Below are 17,048 nucleotides of genomic sequence, written 5' to 3'. Positions count from 1 at the left end.
ATCGCTTCGTGGAGAGCGTGTGGTTCAGCAAGCCCAGGCCCAGCAGCGGTCAGCCCCTCGGCCTGAGCCGGGAGGCGATCGTCCGCAAGGCCATGGAGATGCTGGACGCGCACGGCCTGCAGAAGCTCTCGATGCGCAAGCTCGCGGCCGAACTGGGCGCGGCGCCGATGTCGCTGTACTGGCACGTGCCGACGAAGGACGCGCTGATCGAGCTCTGCCTCGACGAGGTCTACGGCGAGTTCACCCTCCCCGATCCCGAGACCGACTGGGAGACCGCGGTGCGCGCGATGATGCGCGAGTTGCGTCAGCTCGCGCTCAAGCACCCGTGGTGGATCCGCGGGATCGGGGAGTTCAACACCATCGGCCCGAACGCCGTGGCGTACGCGGACGCCATGTTCGGGCCGATGATGCGCGCCGGGCTGTCGACCGTGGCCGCCGCCCAGTCGATCTCCACGGTGGGCAGCTTCGTCAACGGGTACGCGATCGCCGAGGTCAACTTCATCGGCCGCGGCGGGATGGACTCGCCGCCGCCGGACATGGACAAGATCGCCGACCTCTACCGGGACAAGCACCCCCGGTACGTCGCGATGCTGGACGAGCACGAGCTGTGGTCGCTCGAGCGCCAGTTCGAGTTCGGGCTGGACTGCGTGATCGAGGGCGTCAAGACGAAGGTGGAGGCGTTGCGGTCGTGAGCACCGGCACCGAATAGGCGAAACCCCCGCAGCGATTCACGCGTGCGGGGGCCTCAGTCATTCGGTTGGCTTTCAGACCACGGTCTCCAGCGGCGTGTGCACGAGGCCGGTCGCCTCGGCCACCGGGCCGTTGGTCAGCAGTCCGGCGTGGACGTTGAGGCCAAGGGCGAGCGAACGGTCGTCCTTGAGCGCCGTCTCCCAGCCCTTGTCGGCCAGCGCGACGGCGTACGGCAGCGTCACGTTGGTCAGCGCGTAGGTCGAGGTGCGCGGGACGGCGCCCGGCATGTTCGCGACGCAGTAGAACACCGAGTTGTGGACCTCGTAGGTCGGCTCGGCGTGCGTGGTGGCGCGGGAGTCTTCGAAGCAGCCGCCCTGGTCGATGGCGATGTCGACGAGCACCGAACCCGGCTTCATGTCCGCGACCAGCGCGTTCGAGACGAGCTTCGGGGCCGCGGCACCGGGGACGAGCACGGCGCCGATGACCAGGTCAGCCTCGCGGACGGCCTGCTCGATGGCGAACGAGTTCGAGGCGAGCGTGCGCAGCCGGCCCTGGAACTGGGCGTCGATCTGGCGCAGGCGGTCGACGTTGGTGTCGAGGATCTGCACGTCCGCGCCCATGCCGACGGCGATGGTGGCGGCGTTGACGCCGGCCACGCCACCGCCGATCACGACCACGCGGGCCGGGGCGACACCGGGGACGCCGCCGGGCAGCACGCCGCGGCCGCCGGAGGGCTTCATCAGCGCGAACGCGCCGACCTGCGGGGCCAGCCGGCCCGCGACCTCGGACATCGGGGCGAGCAGCGGCAGCGAGCGGTTCGGCAGCTGCACGGTCTCGTAGGCGATGGCCGTGGTGCCGGACGCCAGCAGCGCCTCGGTCAGCGGCTTGTCGGCGGCGAGGTGCAGGTACGTGAAGAGGGTCTGGCCGGCGCGGAGACGGGGGTACTCCTCGGCGATCGGCTCCTTGACCTTGAGAACCAGGTCACCCTCGGCCCACACGTCGTCGGCGGTCGGGAGGATCTTGGCGCCCGCGGCGAGGTACTCCTCGTCGGTGATCGCGGAACCGAGACCGGCGCCCTGCTCGACGTAGACGTCGTGCCCGCGGCTGGTCAGTTCGTGCGCACCGGCAGGCGTGAGAGCGACGCGGTACTCGTGGTTCTTGATCTCGCGAGGAACTGCGATCCGCACGATGACTCCTCCGTTCGGTGGCCGACATCTCATAATGTGGGCCAGTCACAAGGTCATGTCACTGTGCTGGTTGCACTATCTGCCACCCCGCTGGTTGTTCATCTAGGACAAAGCGACCTGAGCTCCGTTCGCGTTCCGCTCGACCGTCCCGCGTTGACACTCGGCGGGGGCCGCACATAGCGTTCGCCCCGGACAACTGAACACCGGCCGCGGCGCGCCAGCGCCAGAACCCGCGTGGGAGAGACCTCGACGAACTGGTCGAGGCGCCGAAGGGGCAAGCTCCCGCACACTCTCAGGCAGCAAGACCACCCGGGGTAGGCAACTCTGCACGGCGGAGGGGGCGCAAGTTTCCTGACCCGTCACAGCCAGAGGAGTCGCGCCGTGGAGTTCCCCGAAAACCTGCTCTACACCGTCGAGCACGAGTGGGTCGACTGGACACCGGGCACCCAGGACCCGCTGACCTGCGGAATCACCGAGTACGCGGCCGACGCGCTCGGCGACATCGTGTACATCCAGCTCCCCGAGGTCGGTGCCAAGGTCGTCACCAACGAGGTCTGCGGCGAACTGGAGTCCACCAAGTCCGTGAGCGACCTGTTCTCGCCCGTCACCGGTGAGGTGATCGAGGTCAACAGCGCCGTCGTGGACGACCCGGCCGTCGTGAACACCGACCCGTACGGTGCCGGCTGGCTGTTCAGGGTTCGCGTGGACTCGGCGGAGAACCTTCTGACGGCGACGAAGTACGCCGAGCTCACCAAGTCTGACTGACCGCCCCACCACCACGAAGGACTGATCAGTGGCGATCAGCGTTTTCGACCTGTTCTCCGTCGGCATCGGACCGTCCAGCTCCCACACGGTCGGACCGATGCGCGCGGCCGCGATGTTCGTCGAGAAGCTCGGCGCGCGTGCGTCCGAAGTGGACCGCGTGCACGTCGAGCTGTTCGGCTCGCTCGGCGCGACCGGCCACGGCCACGGCAGCCCCAAGGCCGTGTTCCTGGGCCTGGAAGGCAACCTCCCGGAAGAAGTCGATCCCACCGCCGCGGCCGAACGCGTCGAGGAGATCATCTCCAGCCGCCGGCTGAAGCTCGGCGGCACGCACGAGATCGACTTCGTGCACGACCGCGACCTCGTCATGCACCGCCGCAAGTCACTCCCGTTGCACCCCAACGGAATGAGCTTCGAGGCGTACGCGGACGGCAACCCGGTCGAGCGCGCCGTCTACTACTCGATCGGCGGCGGGTTCGTCGTCGACGAGAACGCCAGCGGCACCGACCGGATCAAACCGGACTCCACGCCGTTGCCCCACCCGTTCCTGACCGGCGACCAGCTCCTCGCGCGCTGCCGCGAGACCGGCCTGTCGATCAGCGAGATCATGATGGCCAACGAGCTGTCGTGGCGCACGGAAACCGAGATCCGCGAAGGACTCCTGCACATCTGGCACGTCATGCAGGAGTGCGTCGAACGCGGCTGCACCGAGCAAGGCATCCTGCCCGGCGGACTGAAGGTCCGCCGCCGCGCCGCCGAAATGCGCAAGTCGCTGGAGGGCGAGCACTTCGTCACCGACCCGCTGCGGGTCATGGACTGGGTGACGCTCTTCGCGCTCGCGGTCAACGAGGAGAACGCGGCAGGCGGCCGTGTCGTCACCGCACCGACCAACGGCGCGGCCGGCATCGTCCCGGCGGTCCTGCACTACTACACGAAGTTCGTGCCAGGAGCGTCCGACGACGGCGTGGTGCGCTTTCTGCTCACGGCCGCCGCGATCGGCGTGCTGTTCAAGGAGAACGCGTCGATCTCCGGCGCCGAGGTCGGCTGCCAGGGCGAGGTCGGCTCGGCCTGCTCGATGGCCGCCGGCGGCCTCGCCGAGGTGCTCGGCGGCACCCCCGAACAGGTCGAGAACGCCGCCGAGATCGCCATGGAGCACAACCTCGGCCTGACCTGCGACCCGATCGGCGGCCTGGTGCAGATCCCGTGCATCGAACGCAACGCCGTCGCGTCCATCAAGGCCATCACGGCCGTGCGCATGGCTTTGCGCGGCGACGGTTCGCACTTCGTGTCGCTCGACAAGGTCATCAAGACCATGAGGGACACCGGCAAGGACATGTCGGTGAAGTACAAGGAGACAGCTCGCGGCGGACTCGCCGTGAACGTCATCGAATGCTGAACTCCACCATCAGATCGATGAGCTCCACCGCGCGCTGCGCGTTCCGTGTGTCCACTCCGGACAGGCGGGACCGCAGCGCGGGGGAGAGCAGCCAGTCGAGGATCGGCCGTCCGGGCTCGTCCCACGTCATCCAGATGAGCATGAAACCGTTGCTGTACGTGTAGTCCCCTGCGTAGGACTCGGCGAGCTGGGCGACGAGCGCGTCCTGGAAGTCGTCGACGAGCCGCAACCACGGAGTCATGTCCTGGTCCAGCTGTGGTGCGGCCTGGATCAGCTCGTCCAGCTGCCGCCAGCGCTCCTGGTCGCCGGCCACACGCCCGATGAGGTCGGTGATCGGTGCGCGTAGCGCGGTCCGCTCGGCCTCTGGCCAGCTCGGCCACCGCGCCCACTGCAGTCCCGCGGTCAGCTTGTCGTCCGGGAAGCGTTCCAGCTCCTGGACCACGCGGTACCCGAGCCTCCGCCAGGCGAGCTCGTACTCGTCACGCTCGAAGTGGTCCGTGCTCTCCCAGGCGAACTTCTGCACGACCGCGGCCGGCACCGGCTCGGGATCGCCGTCGAGCACGTCCAGCTCAGCCTGGCTCCAGCAAAGTCCACAACCTCTCACGCGATCAGCGTAAGCGGCCGAGACAAGCGGATTAGCCGGTCAGCGGGCGTCGTACGCGGCCTGCGCGGCCAGCACCTCAGGCATGCGGCCCTCGAGCAGGTGGATCAGCGACAGCAACCGCTCGGCCGTCTCCCGGCCCAGCGGCGTGAGGCTGTAGTCGACGCGCGGCGGGTTCGTGTTCTGGGCTTCGCGGAGCACGAGTCCGTCGCGCTCCAGCGCCTGCAACGTCTGGGACAGCATCTTCTCGCTGACCCCGTCGACGCGGCGGCGCAGCTCGTTGAAGCGCAGTTGCCCGTCGGCGAGCGCGGTCAGCGTCAGGCTGCCCCACCTGCCGGTGATGTGCTCCAGCGTGGGACGCGACGGGCACGCTTTCGCGAACACGTTGTAGTCCATGCGGGCATCATACCTGGTCAACACGCTAACGGAAAGTAAGTGTGAGAGCTCTCCGCGTCATGGAGAGCTCTCACACCGTCAGAACGGCCAAGCCGCGTCACGACCTGCTTCGAGCAGCGGGATCGCCCTGAACGTGGCGTCCGTGAGGCCGCCGAACTCGTGGCGGTTCGCCTTGCCGGTGGCGTACGCGGCGTTCCGGTAGCCACCGAGGTTGAACCCGTAGACCGGCACGTGCGCCGGCACGACGTCCGAGACACCCTGGCCGTAGTACCCGGACATCGTCTGCATGTCCGAGATGATGAACACGCGGTCGTGGCGCCGGTAGGTGCGCTTCAGCGACCCGACGATGTCGGTGCCGTGCCCGACCTCGCCGATCCGCTTGAGGAACCTGTCCACCTCGCGGATGACGGACGCACCGCGCGCGATGTCGTGCCGGAACGTGCCGTCCGCGAACCCGACGACGTCGACCTGCTCGCCCTTCGCGCCCAGCGCGACGCCGAAGACCGCCGCGGCCTTCGCCGGGGTGACCTTCGAACGCGCCGAGATCGCACCGGTCGTCATCGACGCCGAGGTGTCGACGAGGATCAGCGAGCGGCCGGGCAGTGCGGGCAGGTTCGACAGCGACGCCTGCAGTGCCTGGTCCAGGGCGTGGCCCCAGCGCAGGCTCGGCGCCGCCTCGTAGGCGGACAGGAAGCGGAACGGGAACTGCCGCGAGCGCGTGACCTGGCCCGGGTCGGCCAGTCGTGCCGCGACGGCTGCCGCCGCCTCGTCGGACATGCCGGCCTCGTCGAAGTTCCTGAGGCTCCTCAGCAGAGCCATGTAGCCCATGGACGGCGCCAGCGCCTCCCACACCTCACGGGTCAGCGGTCCCTGCAACCAGCCGGCCACGGACTCCCACGTCATCCCCGCCCGGCGCAGCACGTCGACCGCGTCGGGACGCTCGAACAGCGCGCGGCGCTGCTCGACCGGCCATGCCATCAGCGCCCGCCGTGCCGCGATCACGCGAAGGTCGGCGGGTACGTCGGCGTCGGCGGAACGGCGGCGGTCCAGCACGTGCTGGAACAGCGCGCCCTGCCACGGGGCTGCGGGCGAGGGGTGCGCGAGGTTCAGCACGTCGGCCATGCGGAAGCCGCGGGCGTCGCTGTCCCACTTGAGGACCGCGCGCTCGTTGTACAGGCGCTGGACGGCGTCGGCGATGCCGCGCTTGATGGGCTTCGGCACGCGCCGGCCGTTCTGGCTGGTCCAGTAGGCGAGGAGTTCGCCCGGCTCGTCGGCGCGCTGCAGCACGGAGGCCACGACGGCGCGGTTGGTGACGCCGGCGTCGGACTCGGCCACCAGCCGCGCGAGGACGAACTCGGCCGCGCCGACGAGCGACGCCGTGCGCATGTTCGCCTCGTTGCGCAGCCACTGGAGCAGGCGCGCGGTCCACTCGGGATCCGACAGGGCGGCCTTGTGCACGAGCTGGGCGAAGCGGTTGTCGCGCTGGGTGCCGGACTCGTAGAACGTGTCCTCGCCGCCCATGTTCGACACGGCGAGCAGGAACAGCTCGGACTTCGTGTCGCGCGCGTAGCCGTCGCCACCCTCGTGGGTGACGCTGGTCGGAACCGGCGCCGTGGCGACCGGGCTGGTGCCCGCCGGACGTGCGCGGAAGATGTTGAACTTCGCCATCGGCTCTTCCCCCTCAGGAAAAACGAAAGGGAGCCCACAAACCCCACACGTGTCCGAGATCAAGGTCGCGGAAGGTACGTAGCTGCTCTGCCATTTGAGCTACAGCCGGTTTCCCGTCTGGCGGGACTCGAACCCGCAACCCGCCCATTAACAGTGGAAGTAACCCTCTGCTTCGCACCGGACACGTGTGGAGTTGTGTGCTCCCGAGATCAAAACCGCCAACGGTGTGTTTGCGTTTTGAGACGAAGTAACCGTTGGCTTCGCACCGGGTGCTATTTCTATGCAACCACACCTGGCCAGCGATTTAATTCTGACCGGTGTGGAGTTTTTGGACGCCCGAGATCAAATCGCGGAGGGTGACGTGCTCACCGGGGTGAGCGGAGACCGGCCGGAACCGGCCTCAGGAGTCGAACCTGAGAAATCGCCGAAGTAACCCTTCGCTGCGCACCGGGCGCACATTCATACAACCACACCGCGCAAAGGGTTTTCCTAAGGCGCCGCCTTCACGAGCCGGCGCAGCATGTAGAACAGGCCGACCGTCAGCAGGAAACCGGCGGCGCTGATCATCACGATCTGCTCGACGGTGTCGGCCTGCGATCCGGCGAACACGTAGGCGGCGCAAATGGGGATGGTCCCGACGAGGGTGAACGACATGAAGGTCCGGAAGGACACCCGCGACACCCCGGCGGACACGGACACCGTCTCCGCCATCATCGGAATGCCGCGTGCCACTCCGAAGAACCAGGGCCCGAACTGACGGCCCCAGCGCCGCATCTCGGTGAGCTCCTCGATGGTGACCACCCGGCGCACCAGCCACGGGCCCGCGAACCGCCCCAGGGCGTACCCTGCGGCAGAGGAACCCAGGGATCCGACTACCGCGAGTGCCAGCCCCAGGGGCAGGCCGAGTGCCGTTCCGGCCAGCACGATGAGCGGGGTGGACGGAACGGGCAGCAGCACGTCCACGACCAGCAGGGCGAAGATCGCCGCCGCCGCCCACACCGGGTCGATGCCGCGCACCCACGTCACGACTCCGTCGAAGTCGATGAGGTCCAGTGCCTCGAACACGATCCAGCTCAGCAGCACGAAGCCGAGCACGACGGCCGGTATCCACTTCCACCGGACGCCCGTCTCATAACTCATCGGGTGATGGTCGCCCACGTCGATCCGCCGGACAATCCGCCAGTGGCGCAGGTTCCGCGAAGGGACACACATGAGTGACGATCTCGTGCCTTTTCTCGGGCACTGGGTGCTCGACCCGGCACGCTCCGCGTACACCGGTGGCACTCCGCCGCGAAGTGGTCACTACGACCTGAGGCTGGAACGCGATCGGCTGGTCGTCAGCATCGAGGGCGTGCTGGGGTCCGGCGACCCCATCCGCACCGGGTACACATTGGACCTCTGGCAGGACACGCCGATGAGCGTCGGCCACGTCGACCGCGTGCGCACGGTCGTCGAGCCGCGTCGTTTCTGCACGATCGCCTACGCGGGTGCGCAAGCGGTTGCGCGTGCCTGGAGGGTGCTCGGCCACCTCAACGAGATGACGGTCGTGCAGTCCGCGCCGGACGTGTTCGGCGTGTGGCGTGACGACGTGTCCGTGTACCGCAGGCAGTTCTAGTGGCGTGGCTCAGCGCGCCCCACGACGTTGATGAGGGGAGCTTTCCCAAACCTGAGGTTTATGAAAGCTCCCCTCATCAACCTTCAGACAGGCGCAGCTAGGCGCGTGGCCTGAGCACCGTGACGACCACGCGTAGGCCCAGCAGCACGGCGATGATCAGCAGGTTGTAGCCGAGCACCTGGTGCAGCCCGACGTCCGCCGCGATCTGCGGCCCGGTCGAGCCGAGCAGCAACACCGCCATCACGCCCGCGGTCGCGCCCAGCGCGGTCAGCATCACCTGGTGCAGCAGGCCCGTGATGAACGACCTGTCGCGTTCGTCCGCGAACAGCCTCATCGACATGCTCAGCCTGCCCTGCTCCACCGCCCCGGTGATCCGGTCGATCCGCCGCGGCAACCGGCGCAGCATCGGCAGCACGGCCTGCAGTTCCTCGGCCATGGTCCGCTGCACCGACTCCGGCGTGAGCCGTTCGGAGATCTGCTCGGCGGCGAACGACCGCGACTCCACGACGATGTTGAAGCCGGGCGCGAGCTCCGCCAGCGTGCCCTCCAGCGTCGCCAGGGCCCGGAACACCGCCGCGATCTCCGGCGGGATGCTCAGGCCGAACCGCGACACGATCAGGAACAGGTCACCGAACATCTCCACGTCCGGCCGCATGCCCGCCCCGAGGTGGCGGGCCATGAACTGGCCGAGAGCGCGTTCCAGCCGTTGCTCGTCGATGTCCTCCGGCCGCGAGGTCAGCTCCAGCAACGCGTCCGTGAGCCCCGCCGGATCGCTGCGGTCGATCGCCAGCAGCAGCCGTTGCAACGCCGAGCGCAGCGCGGAGTCGATCCGCCCGACCGAGCCGAAGTCGAGCAGGCCGAGGCGTCCGTCGGCGAGCAGCAGCACGTTGCCGGGGTGTGGGTCGGCGTGGAAGACGCCGTCCAGCATCACCTGGCGCAGTACGAACCGCAGCAGGGTGCGCGCGAGCCCCACGTCCTCCGAGGCGCCGCGCAACGGCACTCCGACGAGCCGGTCCATCACCAGGACCCGAGGGGTCGACAGGTGCACGTGGGGCAGCCCGACGGACGAGTCCGACGCCGCCGCCACGGTCGTGATGTTGCGGGCCTCGATCTTGAAGTCGAGCTCCTCGCGCAACGCCGCGGCGAACCCCGCCGCGAGGTCGCGCACGCCCAGCGCCGAGCCCCACCGCGTGCGCTGCAGCTTCTCGGCGAGCCGCGTGACGATGTCGAGGTCGCCCTCCGCGGTCGCGCGGACGTCCGGGCGTTGCACCTTCACGACGACCTCGGCGCCGGACTTCAGCACCGCCCGGTGCACCTGGGCGATCGAGGCCGCCGCCAGGGGCTCGGGGTCGACCTCCTGGAACGCGTCGAGGCCGACCTCGGCGTCGAGCACCGCCCGGACCTGGTCCCACTTCGCCGCAGGCACCTTGTCCTGCAACAGGCTCAGCTCGTCGACGAAGTCCTGCGGCAGCAGGTCGGCGCGCGTCGACAGCACCTGCCCGAGCTTCACGAACGTCACGCCGGCGTCCTGCAACGCGAGCCGCAGCGACCGAGCGAGCCCCGTGGACGTCCGTTCCCGGCCGCGCAGGTAGGGCCCCAGGCCGTGCCGGAACGCGATCGCGGTGATCCGCGAGTACCGCCGGGTCCGCGCGATGCGGCGCCGCGCCATGCCCCACCACTCGGTGGGCGGCGGGATCGAGCCGGTCGGCACGATGATCTCGGCGAACGCCAGCAGCCCGATGACCACCAGGATCGACAGGCCGAGCTGCACGGTGACGAGGGCGGCGGACGGCTCGGTGCTCGTCTCGCCGAAGATGCTCGTCGCGATCGACATCGCGAGCGCGCACATCAGCGCGGTGCGGATCAGGCCGATGCGCAGGCCGAGGATCCGCCGCGCGGCCAGGGCCATGCCCATGACCAGCAGCAGGAACGTGATCGGGAAGCCGATCGTGTAGACGAGGAATTCCCCCATGATCGGCAGCCTAGGTGGTGGCAGCTGAGGGCCACCGGCTAGAACGCCACCGGTGTTCCAGCGCGACGGCGGTGCGCTGGAACACCGATGACGCGGTCACGGGGTCAGAAGTCGAAGACCTTGCCGGTGTACGCGCGCAACACGCACGGGTTCGAGAAGACCTGCTGGAAGTTGATCTTCTTGGTGCGCCACTTGCCGCTCAACGTGGCTTTGGTCGGGTTCAGCTCCATCGTGCACATCGCGCCGGTCTCTTCCAGCTTGCGGAAGTCACCCTCGACAGGCGTGAGCTGGTCGCACGCCTGTGCGGCGTTCTTGTGCAGTCCGCCTGCGGGTTCGCAGTTCAGCTGCGTGGTGCTGTGCGTGCCCATCTCCGGTTGCACCGACAGCACCAGGCCGGATGCGGGCAGGAGAGGCGCTGTCAGTGGCGCCGCGTGCGCTGTCGCCGGAACGATCGGTGCGGCGAGAGCGAGACAGGCAAACAGAATTCGGGTCCTTGCCATGCCGACACTCTGGCGCGGCAAGGACCCGGAACTCCAACCAACTGGGCGGTAAGCACCGGATCGTGTAAACCGCCGGAAGTGCGTGCAACTAGACGCCGGTCAGTTCCGTCCCGGCGAGCGCGGCGGCCACCTGCTCACCCACCGCTGCCATGCCTTTGGCATTCGGGTGAACCGGGAACGCGAGGCTCGTCGGGATGATGCCCTCCACCCACTTGTCCCAGGGGGCCGCACACGTATCGCGACCGGAGCTGATGTCGTACGGGTTCACGAACGTGGCACCGGCGGCGTTCGCCTGGGCGCCGAGCATTCCGTTGAGCTGCTTCTGCACGTTGTCGAGGTACGGCACGTCGCCCCTCGAGATCGGCACGATCGGCCAGCACCCGCCGGACGACGGCAGGATGCGCAGGTAACCGACGACCACGATCCTGGCCTTGGGCGAGCGCTGCTTGATGCCGGCGAGAACGGCGGCCACCTTGGCGGCGGTGGCGTTGACGCGCTGGGTGAGCGAGTCGCCGTAGTTCGCCTTGCAGGGAGCGCCGATCGGGTCGAGCACGCTCTTGCCGGCGCAGGTCAGGATGATGTCGGAGAAGCCGATGTCGTTGCCGCCGATGGAGATGGTGACGAGGTCCGTGTCGGCCTTGAGGGCGGAGAACTGAGGCACGGACTGGCCGGGGACGCCGCTCTGCACACCCGCCATGTCCTTGGTCTGCGCGCCGCCGCAGGAGATGTCGGTGAAGCTGGCGACGCCGAGCCTCTTGGCGAGGACGGACGGGTAGTTCTGGGTGGACTTGAAACAGCTCAGCGGGTCGAGCCGCTGCAGGGGGATGAACGGTCCCGACACGAACGAATCTCCGAGCGAGACGTAGTTCCGGTACTGCGGGGCGGCGCTGGCGGGCGGTGCCAGCATTGCCGCTATCAGGGCCGTGAGCAGGGAAACGACAGTCACTCGGCGCGTCATTGCTACCTCGTTACTGAAGAGTAGGAACGTAGGACGAAGGGTGACCGGGCCATTGCGCAGTGTCAATCCCTCGACCAGGCTGGAACGATGACGGGGGTGCGCAAGGTGGCGGCCGCTTCAGCGGTCGGCAACACGATCGAGCTGTACGACTTCCTGCTCTACGGCACGGCCTCGGCGCTCGTGTTCGACAAGATCTTCTTCCCGCAGTTCGACTCGCGCGTCGGTGTGCTGCTCGCGTTCGCGACGTTCGGCGCGGGCTTCTTCGCCCGGCCGCTGGGCGGCGCGGTGATCGGTCATCTCGGCGACCGGATCGGGCGCCGCTCGATGCTCGTGGTGACCCTGTCCGCGACCGGGTTGTCGACGGCGTTGATCGGCCTGCTGCCGACGTACGCCCAGGTCGGCATCCTCGCGCCGGTGCTGCTGGTGATGTTGCGGATCGTGCAGGGTTTCTTCATGGGCGGTGAGCAGGGCGGCGCGTCGCTGATGGCCGTCGAGCACGCGCCGCCGGGGCGCTGGGGCTGGTACGGCAGCTGGGTGTTCATCGGGTCGCCGGTCGGGCTCGTGCTCGCGAACCTCGCGATGTACCTGTCGTCGCGCGCTTCCGGGCCGGACTTCCTGAGCTGGGGCTGGCGGTTGCCGTTCCTGTTCTCGGTCGTGCTCGTCGGGATCGGCCTCTACATCCGGCTGCGCGTGTCGGAGTCGCCGCGGTTCGTGCGGGCCGGGAAGTCGCGGCTGCCGATCGCCGAGGTGCTGCGCGACCGGTGGCGGATCGTGCTGCTGGGAGCCGGCGTGAACCTCGGCTTCACGATCTTCATCTACGTGCTGAGCGTGTTCATGATCGGGTACGGGCGCACGGCGTTGAAGATCTCCGCGGACGACCTGCTGATCGCGACCGTCGTCGGATCGGTGGCGCAGGTCGTCGCGGTGCCCGCGTTCGCGTTGCTGTCGGATCGCATCGGGCGGCTGCCGGTGATGTTCGGCGGGGCGATCTTCCAGGCCGGGTTCGCGTTCCCCCTGTTCTGGCTCACGGACTCGGGCTGGTTCACGTTCGCGATGGTGCTCGGGTTCGTGGGCTCGGCCGCGTTGTTCGGGCCTTCCGCCGCCTACTTCGCCGAGCTCTTCCGCACTCGCGTGCGGTACAGCGGGGTGGCGTTGAGCTTCCAGCTCGGCGCGGTGCTCGGTGGCGGGCTCGCGCCGCTGGTCGCGCAGTCGTTGCTGCGCACCGGAACCTGGGCCATCGCCCTGTACCTGATCGCGGGTGCCGTGCTGTCCGGCGTGTGCCTGCTGGTGATCGGGTCAGCGCACGAGGCGGAGCCGGCGGGCGGCGAGTCCGATGCTCAGCCGTTGTCCCCAGCCCAGTCGTAGCGCGTCGCTCTCGATGCCGTCTCCGAACACCACCAGTCCGTCCGACTCCACGTCGACGTCGAGGGGCTGGTCGGTGATCTGCCCCTCGGTGTGCTCGATGCCGGTGCTCGGCGACGGCCAGGCCTCCCTGACGAACCAGACGAGCCTGCGCTCGGCCGGGGTGGGCAGGGTGAGCGAGCTCTTCCTTTCGCGGTGCGCGGAACTGCACCAGCCCGTCGCCCCGGTGCCGCTGCCCACGAGGATGCCGGACGACGCCTGGCGTTCGTTCCCGATGCGGTAGCGGCTCGTCTGGTGGCTCGGGTGGCCGACGTAGATCTCGTTGAGGGCGTGCAGGGTCTGGCCGTCGTCCGCCCTGGCCTCGACCATCGTCCTGTCCTCGGTGTTCCCGGTGCTGTGCAGGAGTTCCGCGGCATCGCCGGGGGCGTGCTTCGCCAGCACGCCCCGGTCCGGGTTGATGCCGATCACGGGTTGGCCGTCGAGGTACTTGGCGACGTTGGCGACCAGTCCGTCCTGACCGACGATGACGACTACGTCCTCGGGCGCGAACAGGAACCGCGACAGGTCTTCCCGCTCGACGACGCCGCGGCGCCAGTCGAGCGGGATCGCGGAGCTGACGTCTCCCAACGCCCTGCGGGCCTGCTGGTCACGGTCCACCACCTCGTCCAGGGTTCTGTTGCGGGACTTGAGGAAGAACTCGACCTGCCCTCGCGTCCCGTGTCGTGCCAGCAACTCTGTCAGCTCGGTGCGCCGGTGCACCAGCACAATTCGCGGGGCGAGGCTCATCGGGCCAGTCTCTGCAGGAGCGGCTGGATCAGGTCCGGGGTCAGGGTGAGGCTGCCGATCTCGGGGAGGTTGCCGGCGAGTTCCTTGGCCGCCAAGGCGTAGAGGGTCTCCTGCGGGATCTCCCTGTAGGCGTCCAGTCTCGCCTTCTCGCCCGCGGCTTCGGCTTCCGCCAGCTTGCGGATGCCGTCGGCCTTGGCCTCGTCGGCAACTCGGCTGGCCCTGGCGTGGTCTTCCGCCTTCTTCAGGGCGTTCGCGCCTCGCTGGACCACCAGGAGTTCTTCTCTCTTGGCGAGCTCGATCTGGTTCTGGAGTTCGTTCTCGCTGATCGAGCGCTCGCGTTCGACCGCCATCGCGCGACGCTCGTAGGTGGCCTTGTCCGCCTCCTGCTGGACCTTCTCCCTGACGGTGGTCTGGAGGGCCTTCTCCATGTCCGCGTCCGGGCGGATCGCCACGACGCGGATGTCGATGATCTCGAGGCCGATGTGGGCCGCGGTCAGGTTCTCGGTGACCGCCTGCTTGACCCGTTCCACGCCGGTCCTGATGGCGGTGTCGAGGTTCAGGGTGCCGAGGATCTTGAGGGCGTGCTGCTGGGTGCTCTCCGTCAGGGTGTTCGCGATCTGGCTCAGCGGGTCCTGGCGCCAGGTGCCCGTGTGCGGGTCGATCGAGAAGTCGATCCTCGCCGTGGCGGTTTCCGGGTCCGTGCAGCGGTAGGTGATGGTCAGCTGGACCGTCACGTCCTGGTAGTCGTGGGTTCTGGCGTGGAAGAGCATGGGGAGTTCCCGGTCGTCCACCGGGACTTCGGAGAGGACTGCGGTTCTCGGGCGGAACCAGAAGCTCAGGCCCGTGCCCTCGTGGATCAGCTTGCCCTTGTCCACGTGTCGGATGTGGACGGTGGGGGCTCCCCTGAGGTGGCGTAGTCCTGGGTAGCGGCTGATGTCGGCCATGGGGCTGGCTCCTCTTGGCTCGCGGTCTCTCGGCTTGTCGTCGGTCTGACGATAAGCCTATGCTTCGTGGGGTGTACACGCCAAGTGATTTCCCTCCCTTCGCTGTCACGGTCGATCTTGTGGTGTTGACCGTTCGGGCCGATGCGTTGTGCGCGCTGCTGGTTCGGCGGGGGGAGGCGCCGTTTCTTGGGCGGTGGGCCTTGCCTGGGGGGTTCGTTCAGGTTGCCGAGTCCGTGGATGCCGCTGCCGGTCGGGAGTTGGTTGAGGAGACCGGGGTCGCCGGGCTGCATCTTGAGCAGCTTGCTACCTATGGGGAGCCTCGGCGGGATCCTCGGATGAGGGTTGTTTCTGTGGCCTATCTGGCTTTGGCGCCTGATCTGCCGGTTCCTGTGGCTGGGACTGATGCTGCTGCGGCTGCTTGGGTGCCTGTGGAGGAGGTTTCGTCGTTGGCCTTTGATCATTCTCGGATCTTGGCTGACGGGGTTGAGCGGGCTCGGGCCAAGTTGGAGTACACCGGGCTCGGGACCGAGTTCTGTGGGGATGAGTTCACCGTGGCTGAGTTGCGGCGGGTTTATGAGATCGTTTGGGGGGTTGGGTTGGATCCTCGTAACTTTCATCGGAAAGTTACTGGGGTTGAGGGGTTTCTGGTTCCTACCGGGGGGAGTACCTCTCGGGATGGGGGGCGGCCGGCTGCGCTTTATCGGCGGGGGGAGGTTGGGGTTTTGAGTCCTCCGTTGGTTCGGGCGCCGGTTGGGTAGGTGGCGTGACGCGGCCGGGTGGGTGGTCGCCTTGCGGGCGGCGGGCTTGCGGTTGCGTGCGTTTCCTAAGGGCTCTGCCCCAGACCGCGGCAATCTGATCGGGGGTGGCGCCGCGGGCGGGTTGATGGCACGCCTGTTGCGTTGGGCGGCCGCCGGTTGCGTTGAGGGTGCGTTGTGACGGGACCCCACCGCCCTGACCGCGCGGTAGGGACGGCTCGCCTGCGGCATCGCGTGCGGGCGGGCGGCTCGCCTTCGGCTTCGCGGTGTTAGAGGCGGACTGAGTCGCCTGTTGTTGCTGACTGCTTTGCTGCCTCGATCACCTCTAGGCCCGCTACTGCGTCTTGTGGTGATACTGGGGGGTTGCCTGTTGCCACTGCGGCGTAGAAGTCTTGGTATGCGCCTGGTTCTGTGCGGTGGGGCTTGCCGTTGAGGGTGCCCCAGGCTGCTTCAGGGTCCTCGCCCCAGCCTGGGGTGGCGGGGGTTTCGCCTGCCTTCAGGCGGTCTTCCTGGGGGTCCATGCCGTACTTCACGTAGGCGGCGTCGTGGCCCAGTACGCGGAAGCGGGGGCCCAGGTCTGCTGCCAGTGCGCTCATCCAGAGGTGGGAGCGGACGCCGTGTTCGTGGGTCAGGGAGAGGAAGACGTCGTCGTCTGCCTTGGCGCCTGGGCGGACTGTGGCGATTTCTGCGTGTACTGAGGTTGGGCGGCCGAAGAGGGCTACTGACTGGTCTACCAGGTGGGTGCCCAGGTCGAAGAGGATGCTGCCCAGGTCTGCCGGGTCGCCTGATTCCTTCCAGGAGGACTTGATCTCTGGGCGGTAGCGCTCGAAGCGGGACTCGAACTTGTGGACTGTGCCCAGGGTCTTTTCAGTCAGCAGGCGCTTTACCGTCAGGAAGTCGCCGTCCCAGCGGCGGTTGTGGAACGGGACCAGCATCAGGCCCTTGGAGTTGGCGATTGAGGCCAGGGCTCTTGCTTCCATCGCTGAACCAGCGAAGGGCTTGTCGACCACTACGTTGAGGCCGTGTTCCAGGACCTGGCGGGCGTGGGTCGCGTGGAAGCGGTTCGGGGTGGTGATGACCACCAGGTCGAAGTTGCCCGTCCAGACTTCGTCCAGAGAGGACAGAAGGCTCGCGTTCGGGTAGCGGGCCGCAACCTCTGCCTGGCGCTTCGGGTTCGACGTGACGACGGCGGAGAGGTCCAGGCCCTCCGTTGCCTCGATGAACGGGGCGTGGAAGGCCGCCCCACCTAGTCCGTAGCCGACCAGAGCTGTGCGCATGCGATCAGCCTAAGCGGTCTCACCTGGTGGACGGGGTGTCGGAGGGACCGTCTGGCCCCCTACCTTCGTGACCATGACCATGCCCCTGGTTAGCCGGCGCCACGTCGACTACGTGCGCGTCACCAGCATGGCTTGTCGTCGCTCCCGTTGATCCGAGACCCCCCGCATCTGCGAACGTT

At 68.1% G+C, this 17,048-nt stretch carries 17 protein-coding genes and 1 riboswitch; of the genes, 6 read left to right on the top strand and 11 right to left on the bottom strand.

What is annotated here, in order from left to right; translation table 11 throughout:
* The first annotated feature begins 8 nt into the window (after positions 1-8).
* The gene (locus tag LX88_RS34550) at positions 9-692 is read left to right on the top strand and encodes a TetR/AcrR family transcriptional regulator (RefSeq protein ID WP_258951991.1); all 684 of its coding nucleotides are present in this window, start codon (positions 9-11) and stop codon (positions 690-692) included.
* 72 nt (positions 693-764) lie between these two features.
* Here the strand turns inward: LX88_RS34550 and ald are convergent, their stop codons facing one another.
* Positions 765-1,877: an alanine dehydrogenase gene (ald, locus tag LX88_RS34545; protein WP_258951990.1), complete on the bottom strand. Its 1,113-nt coding sequence runs from the start codon at positions 1,875-1,877 to the stop codon at positions 765-767.
* 225 nt (positions 1,878-2,102) lie between these two features.
* A riboswitch (glycine riboswitch) is annotated at positions 2,103-2,195 on the top strand.
* Positions 2,196-2,258: 63 nt separating this feature from the next.
* On the opposite strand from ald, the gene gcvH reads away from it, so the two are divergent.
* Together gcvH and LX88_RS34535 are read left to right on the top strand one after the other, a co-directional pair.
* Positions 2,259-2,642, top strand: a complete 384-nt coding sequence (gene gcvH, locus LX88_RS34540; protein WP_258951989.1) for a glycine cleavage system protein GcvH — start codon at positions 2,259-2,261, stop codon at positions 2,640-2,642.
* A gap of 28 nt (positions 2,643-2,670) precedes the next feature.
* Positions 2,671-4,035, top strand: a complete 1,365-nt coding sequence (locus LX88_RS34535) for an L-serine ammonia-lyase (RefSeq protein ID WP_258951988.1) — start codon at positions 2,671-2,673, stop codon at positions 4,033-4,035.
* On the opposite strand, the gene LX88_RS34530 is transcribed toward LX88_RS34535, so the two are convergent.
* The 4 genes from LX88_RS34530 to LX88_RS34515 form a co-directional block, all read right to left on the bottom strand.
* Positions 4,022-4,639 (bottom strand): hypothetical protein, encoded by a 618-nt coding sequence (locus LX88_RS34530; protein ID WP_258951987.1) that lies wholly within the window; start codon positions 4,637-4,639, stop codon positions 4,022-4,024. The genes LX88_RS34535 and LX88_RS34530 overlap by 14 nt on opposite strands.
* 39 nt (positions 4,640-4,678) lie before the next feature.
* Complete coding sequence (locus LX88_RS34525; protein WP_258951986.1) at positions 4,679-5,032, bottom strand: winged helix-turn-helix transcriptional regulator; 354 nt, start codon at positions 5,030-5,032, stop codon at positions 4,679-4,681.
* 78 nt (positions 5,033-5,110) lie between these two features.
* Positions 5,111-6,700, bottom strand: a complete 1,590-nt coding sequence (locus tag LX88_RS34520; RefSeq protein ID WP_258951985.1) for a TROVE domain-containing protein — start codon at positions 6,698-6,700, stop codon at positions 5,111-5,113.
* A 489-nt stretch (positions 6,701-7,189) separates the two neighbouring features.
* Positions 7,190-7,840, bottom strand: coding sequence for a TVP38/TMEM64 family protein (locus tag LX88_RS34515; RefSeq protein ID WP_258951984.1), 651 nt, complete (start codon positions 7,838-7,840; stop codon positions 7,190-7,192).
* A gap of 70 nt (positions 7,841-7,910) precedes the next feature.
* On the opposite strand from LX88_RS34515, the gene LX88_RS34510 reads away from it, so the two are divergent.
* Positions 7,911-8,315 carry a hypothetical protein gene (locus LX88_RS34510; RefSeq protein WP_030476638.1) on the top strand — a complete coding sequence of 135 codons (405 nt, stop codon included), beginning with the start codon at positions 7,911-7,913 and terminating at the stop codon, positions 8,313-8,315.
* A 97-nt stretch (positions 8,316-8,412) separates the two neighbouring features.
* Here the strand turns inward: LX88_RS34510 and LX88_RS34505 are convergent, their stop codons facing one another.
* The 3 genes from LX88_RS34505 to LX88_RS34495 form a co-directional block, all read right to left on the bottom strand.
* Entirely contained in the window at positions 8,413-10,287 is a 1,875-nt protein-coding gene (locus LX88_RS34505; protein ID WP_258951983.1) for an ABC1 kinase family protein, read from the bottom strand.
* Between the two features lie 104 nt (positions 10,288-10,391).
* Positions 10,392-10,787: an SSI family serine proteinase inhibitor gene (locus tag LX88_RS34500; protein ID WP_258951982.1), complete on the bottom strand. Its 396-nt coding sequence runs from the start codon at positions 10,785-10,787 to the stop codon at positions 10,392-10,394.
* An 88-nt stretch (positions 10,788-10,875) separates the two neighbouring features.
* Entirely contained in the window at positions 10,876-11,745 is an 870-nt protein-coding gene (locus tag LX88_RS34495) for an SGNH/GDSL hydrolase family protein (protein WP_258951981.1), read from the bottom strand.
* A gap of 87 nt (positions 11,746-11,832) precedes the next feature.
* Between LX88_RS34495 and LX88_RS34490 the strand changes: the two genes are divergently transcribed.
* Complete coding sequence (locus LX88_RS34490) at positions 11,833-13,110, top strand: MFS transporter (RefSeq protein WP_258951980.1); 1,278 nt, start codon at positions 11,833-11,835, stop codon at positions 13,108-13,110.
* On the opposite strand, the gene LX88_RS34485 is transcribed toward LX88_RS34490, so the two are convergent.
* Together LX88_RS34485 and LX88_RS34480 are read right to left on the bottom strand one after the other, a co-directional pair.
* Positions 13,042-13,893, bottom strand: a complete 852-nt coding sequence (locus LX88_RS34485; protein WP_258951979.1) for a hypothetical protein — start codon at positions 13,891-13,893, stop codon at positions 13,042-13,044. The genes LX88_RS34490 and LX88_RS34485 overlap by 69 nt on opposite strands.
* Complete coding sequence (locus LX88_RS34480) at positions 13,890-14,837, bottom strand: SPFH domain-containing protein (protein ID WP_258951978.1); 948 nt, start codon at positions 14,835-14,837, stop codon at positions 13,890-13,892. Before LX88_RS34480 ends, LX88_RS34485 begins: the two co-directional genes overlap by 4 nt.
* Before the next feature lie 59 nt (positions 14,838-14,896).
* On the opposite strand from LX88_RS34480, the gene LX88_RS34475 reads away from it, so the two are divergent.
* On the top strand, positions 14,897-15,595 hold the full coding sequence (locus LX88_RS34475) for an NUDIX hydrolase (protein WP_258951977.1): 699 nt from the start codon (positions 14,897-14,899) through the stop codon (positions 15,593-15,595).
* Positions 15,596-15,861: 266 nt separating this feature from the next.
* On the opposite strand, the gene LX88_RS34470 is transcribed toward LX88_RS34475, so the two are convergent.
* Positions 15,862-16,869, bottom strand: a complete 1,008-nt coding sequence (locus LX88_RS34470; RefSeq protein WP_258951976.1) for a Gfo/Idh/MocA family oxidoreductase — start codon at positions 16,867-16,869, stop codon at positions 15,862-15,864.
* Between the last annotated feature and the right edge of the window lie 179 nt (positions 16,870-17,048).

The sequence above is a fragment of the Lentzea californiensis genome (assembly GCF_024648825.1).
In the GTDB taxonomy this organism is placed as follows: domain Bacteria; phylum Actinomycetota; class Actinomycetes; order Mycobacteriales; family Pseudonocardiaceae; genus Lentzea; species Lentzea californiensis.
The sequence above is the reverse complement of the archived record's forward strand: the minus strand, read 5'-3'. Positions and strand labels throughout refer to the sequence as shown.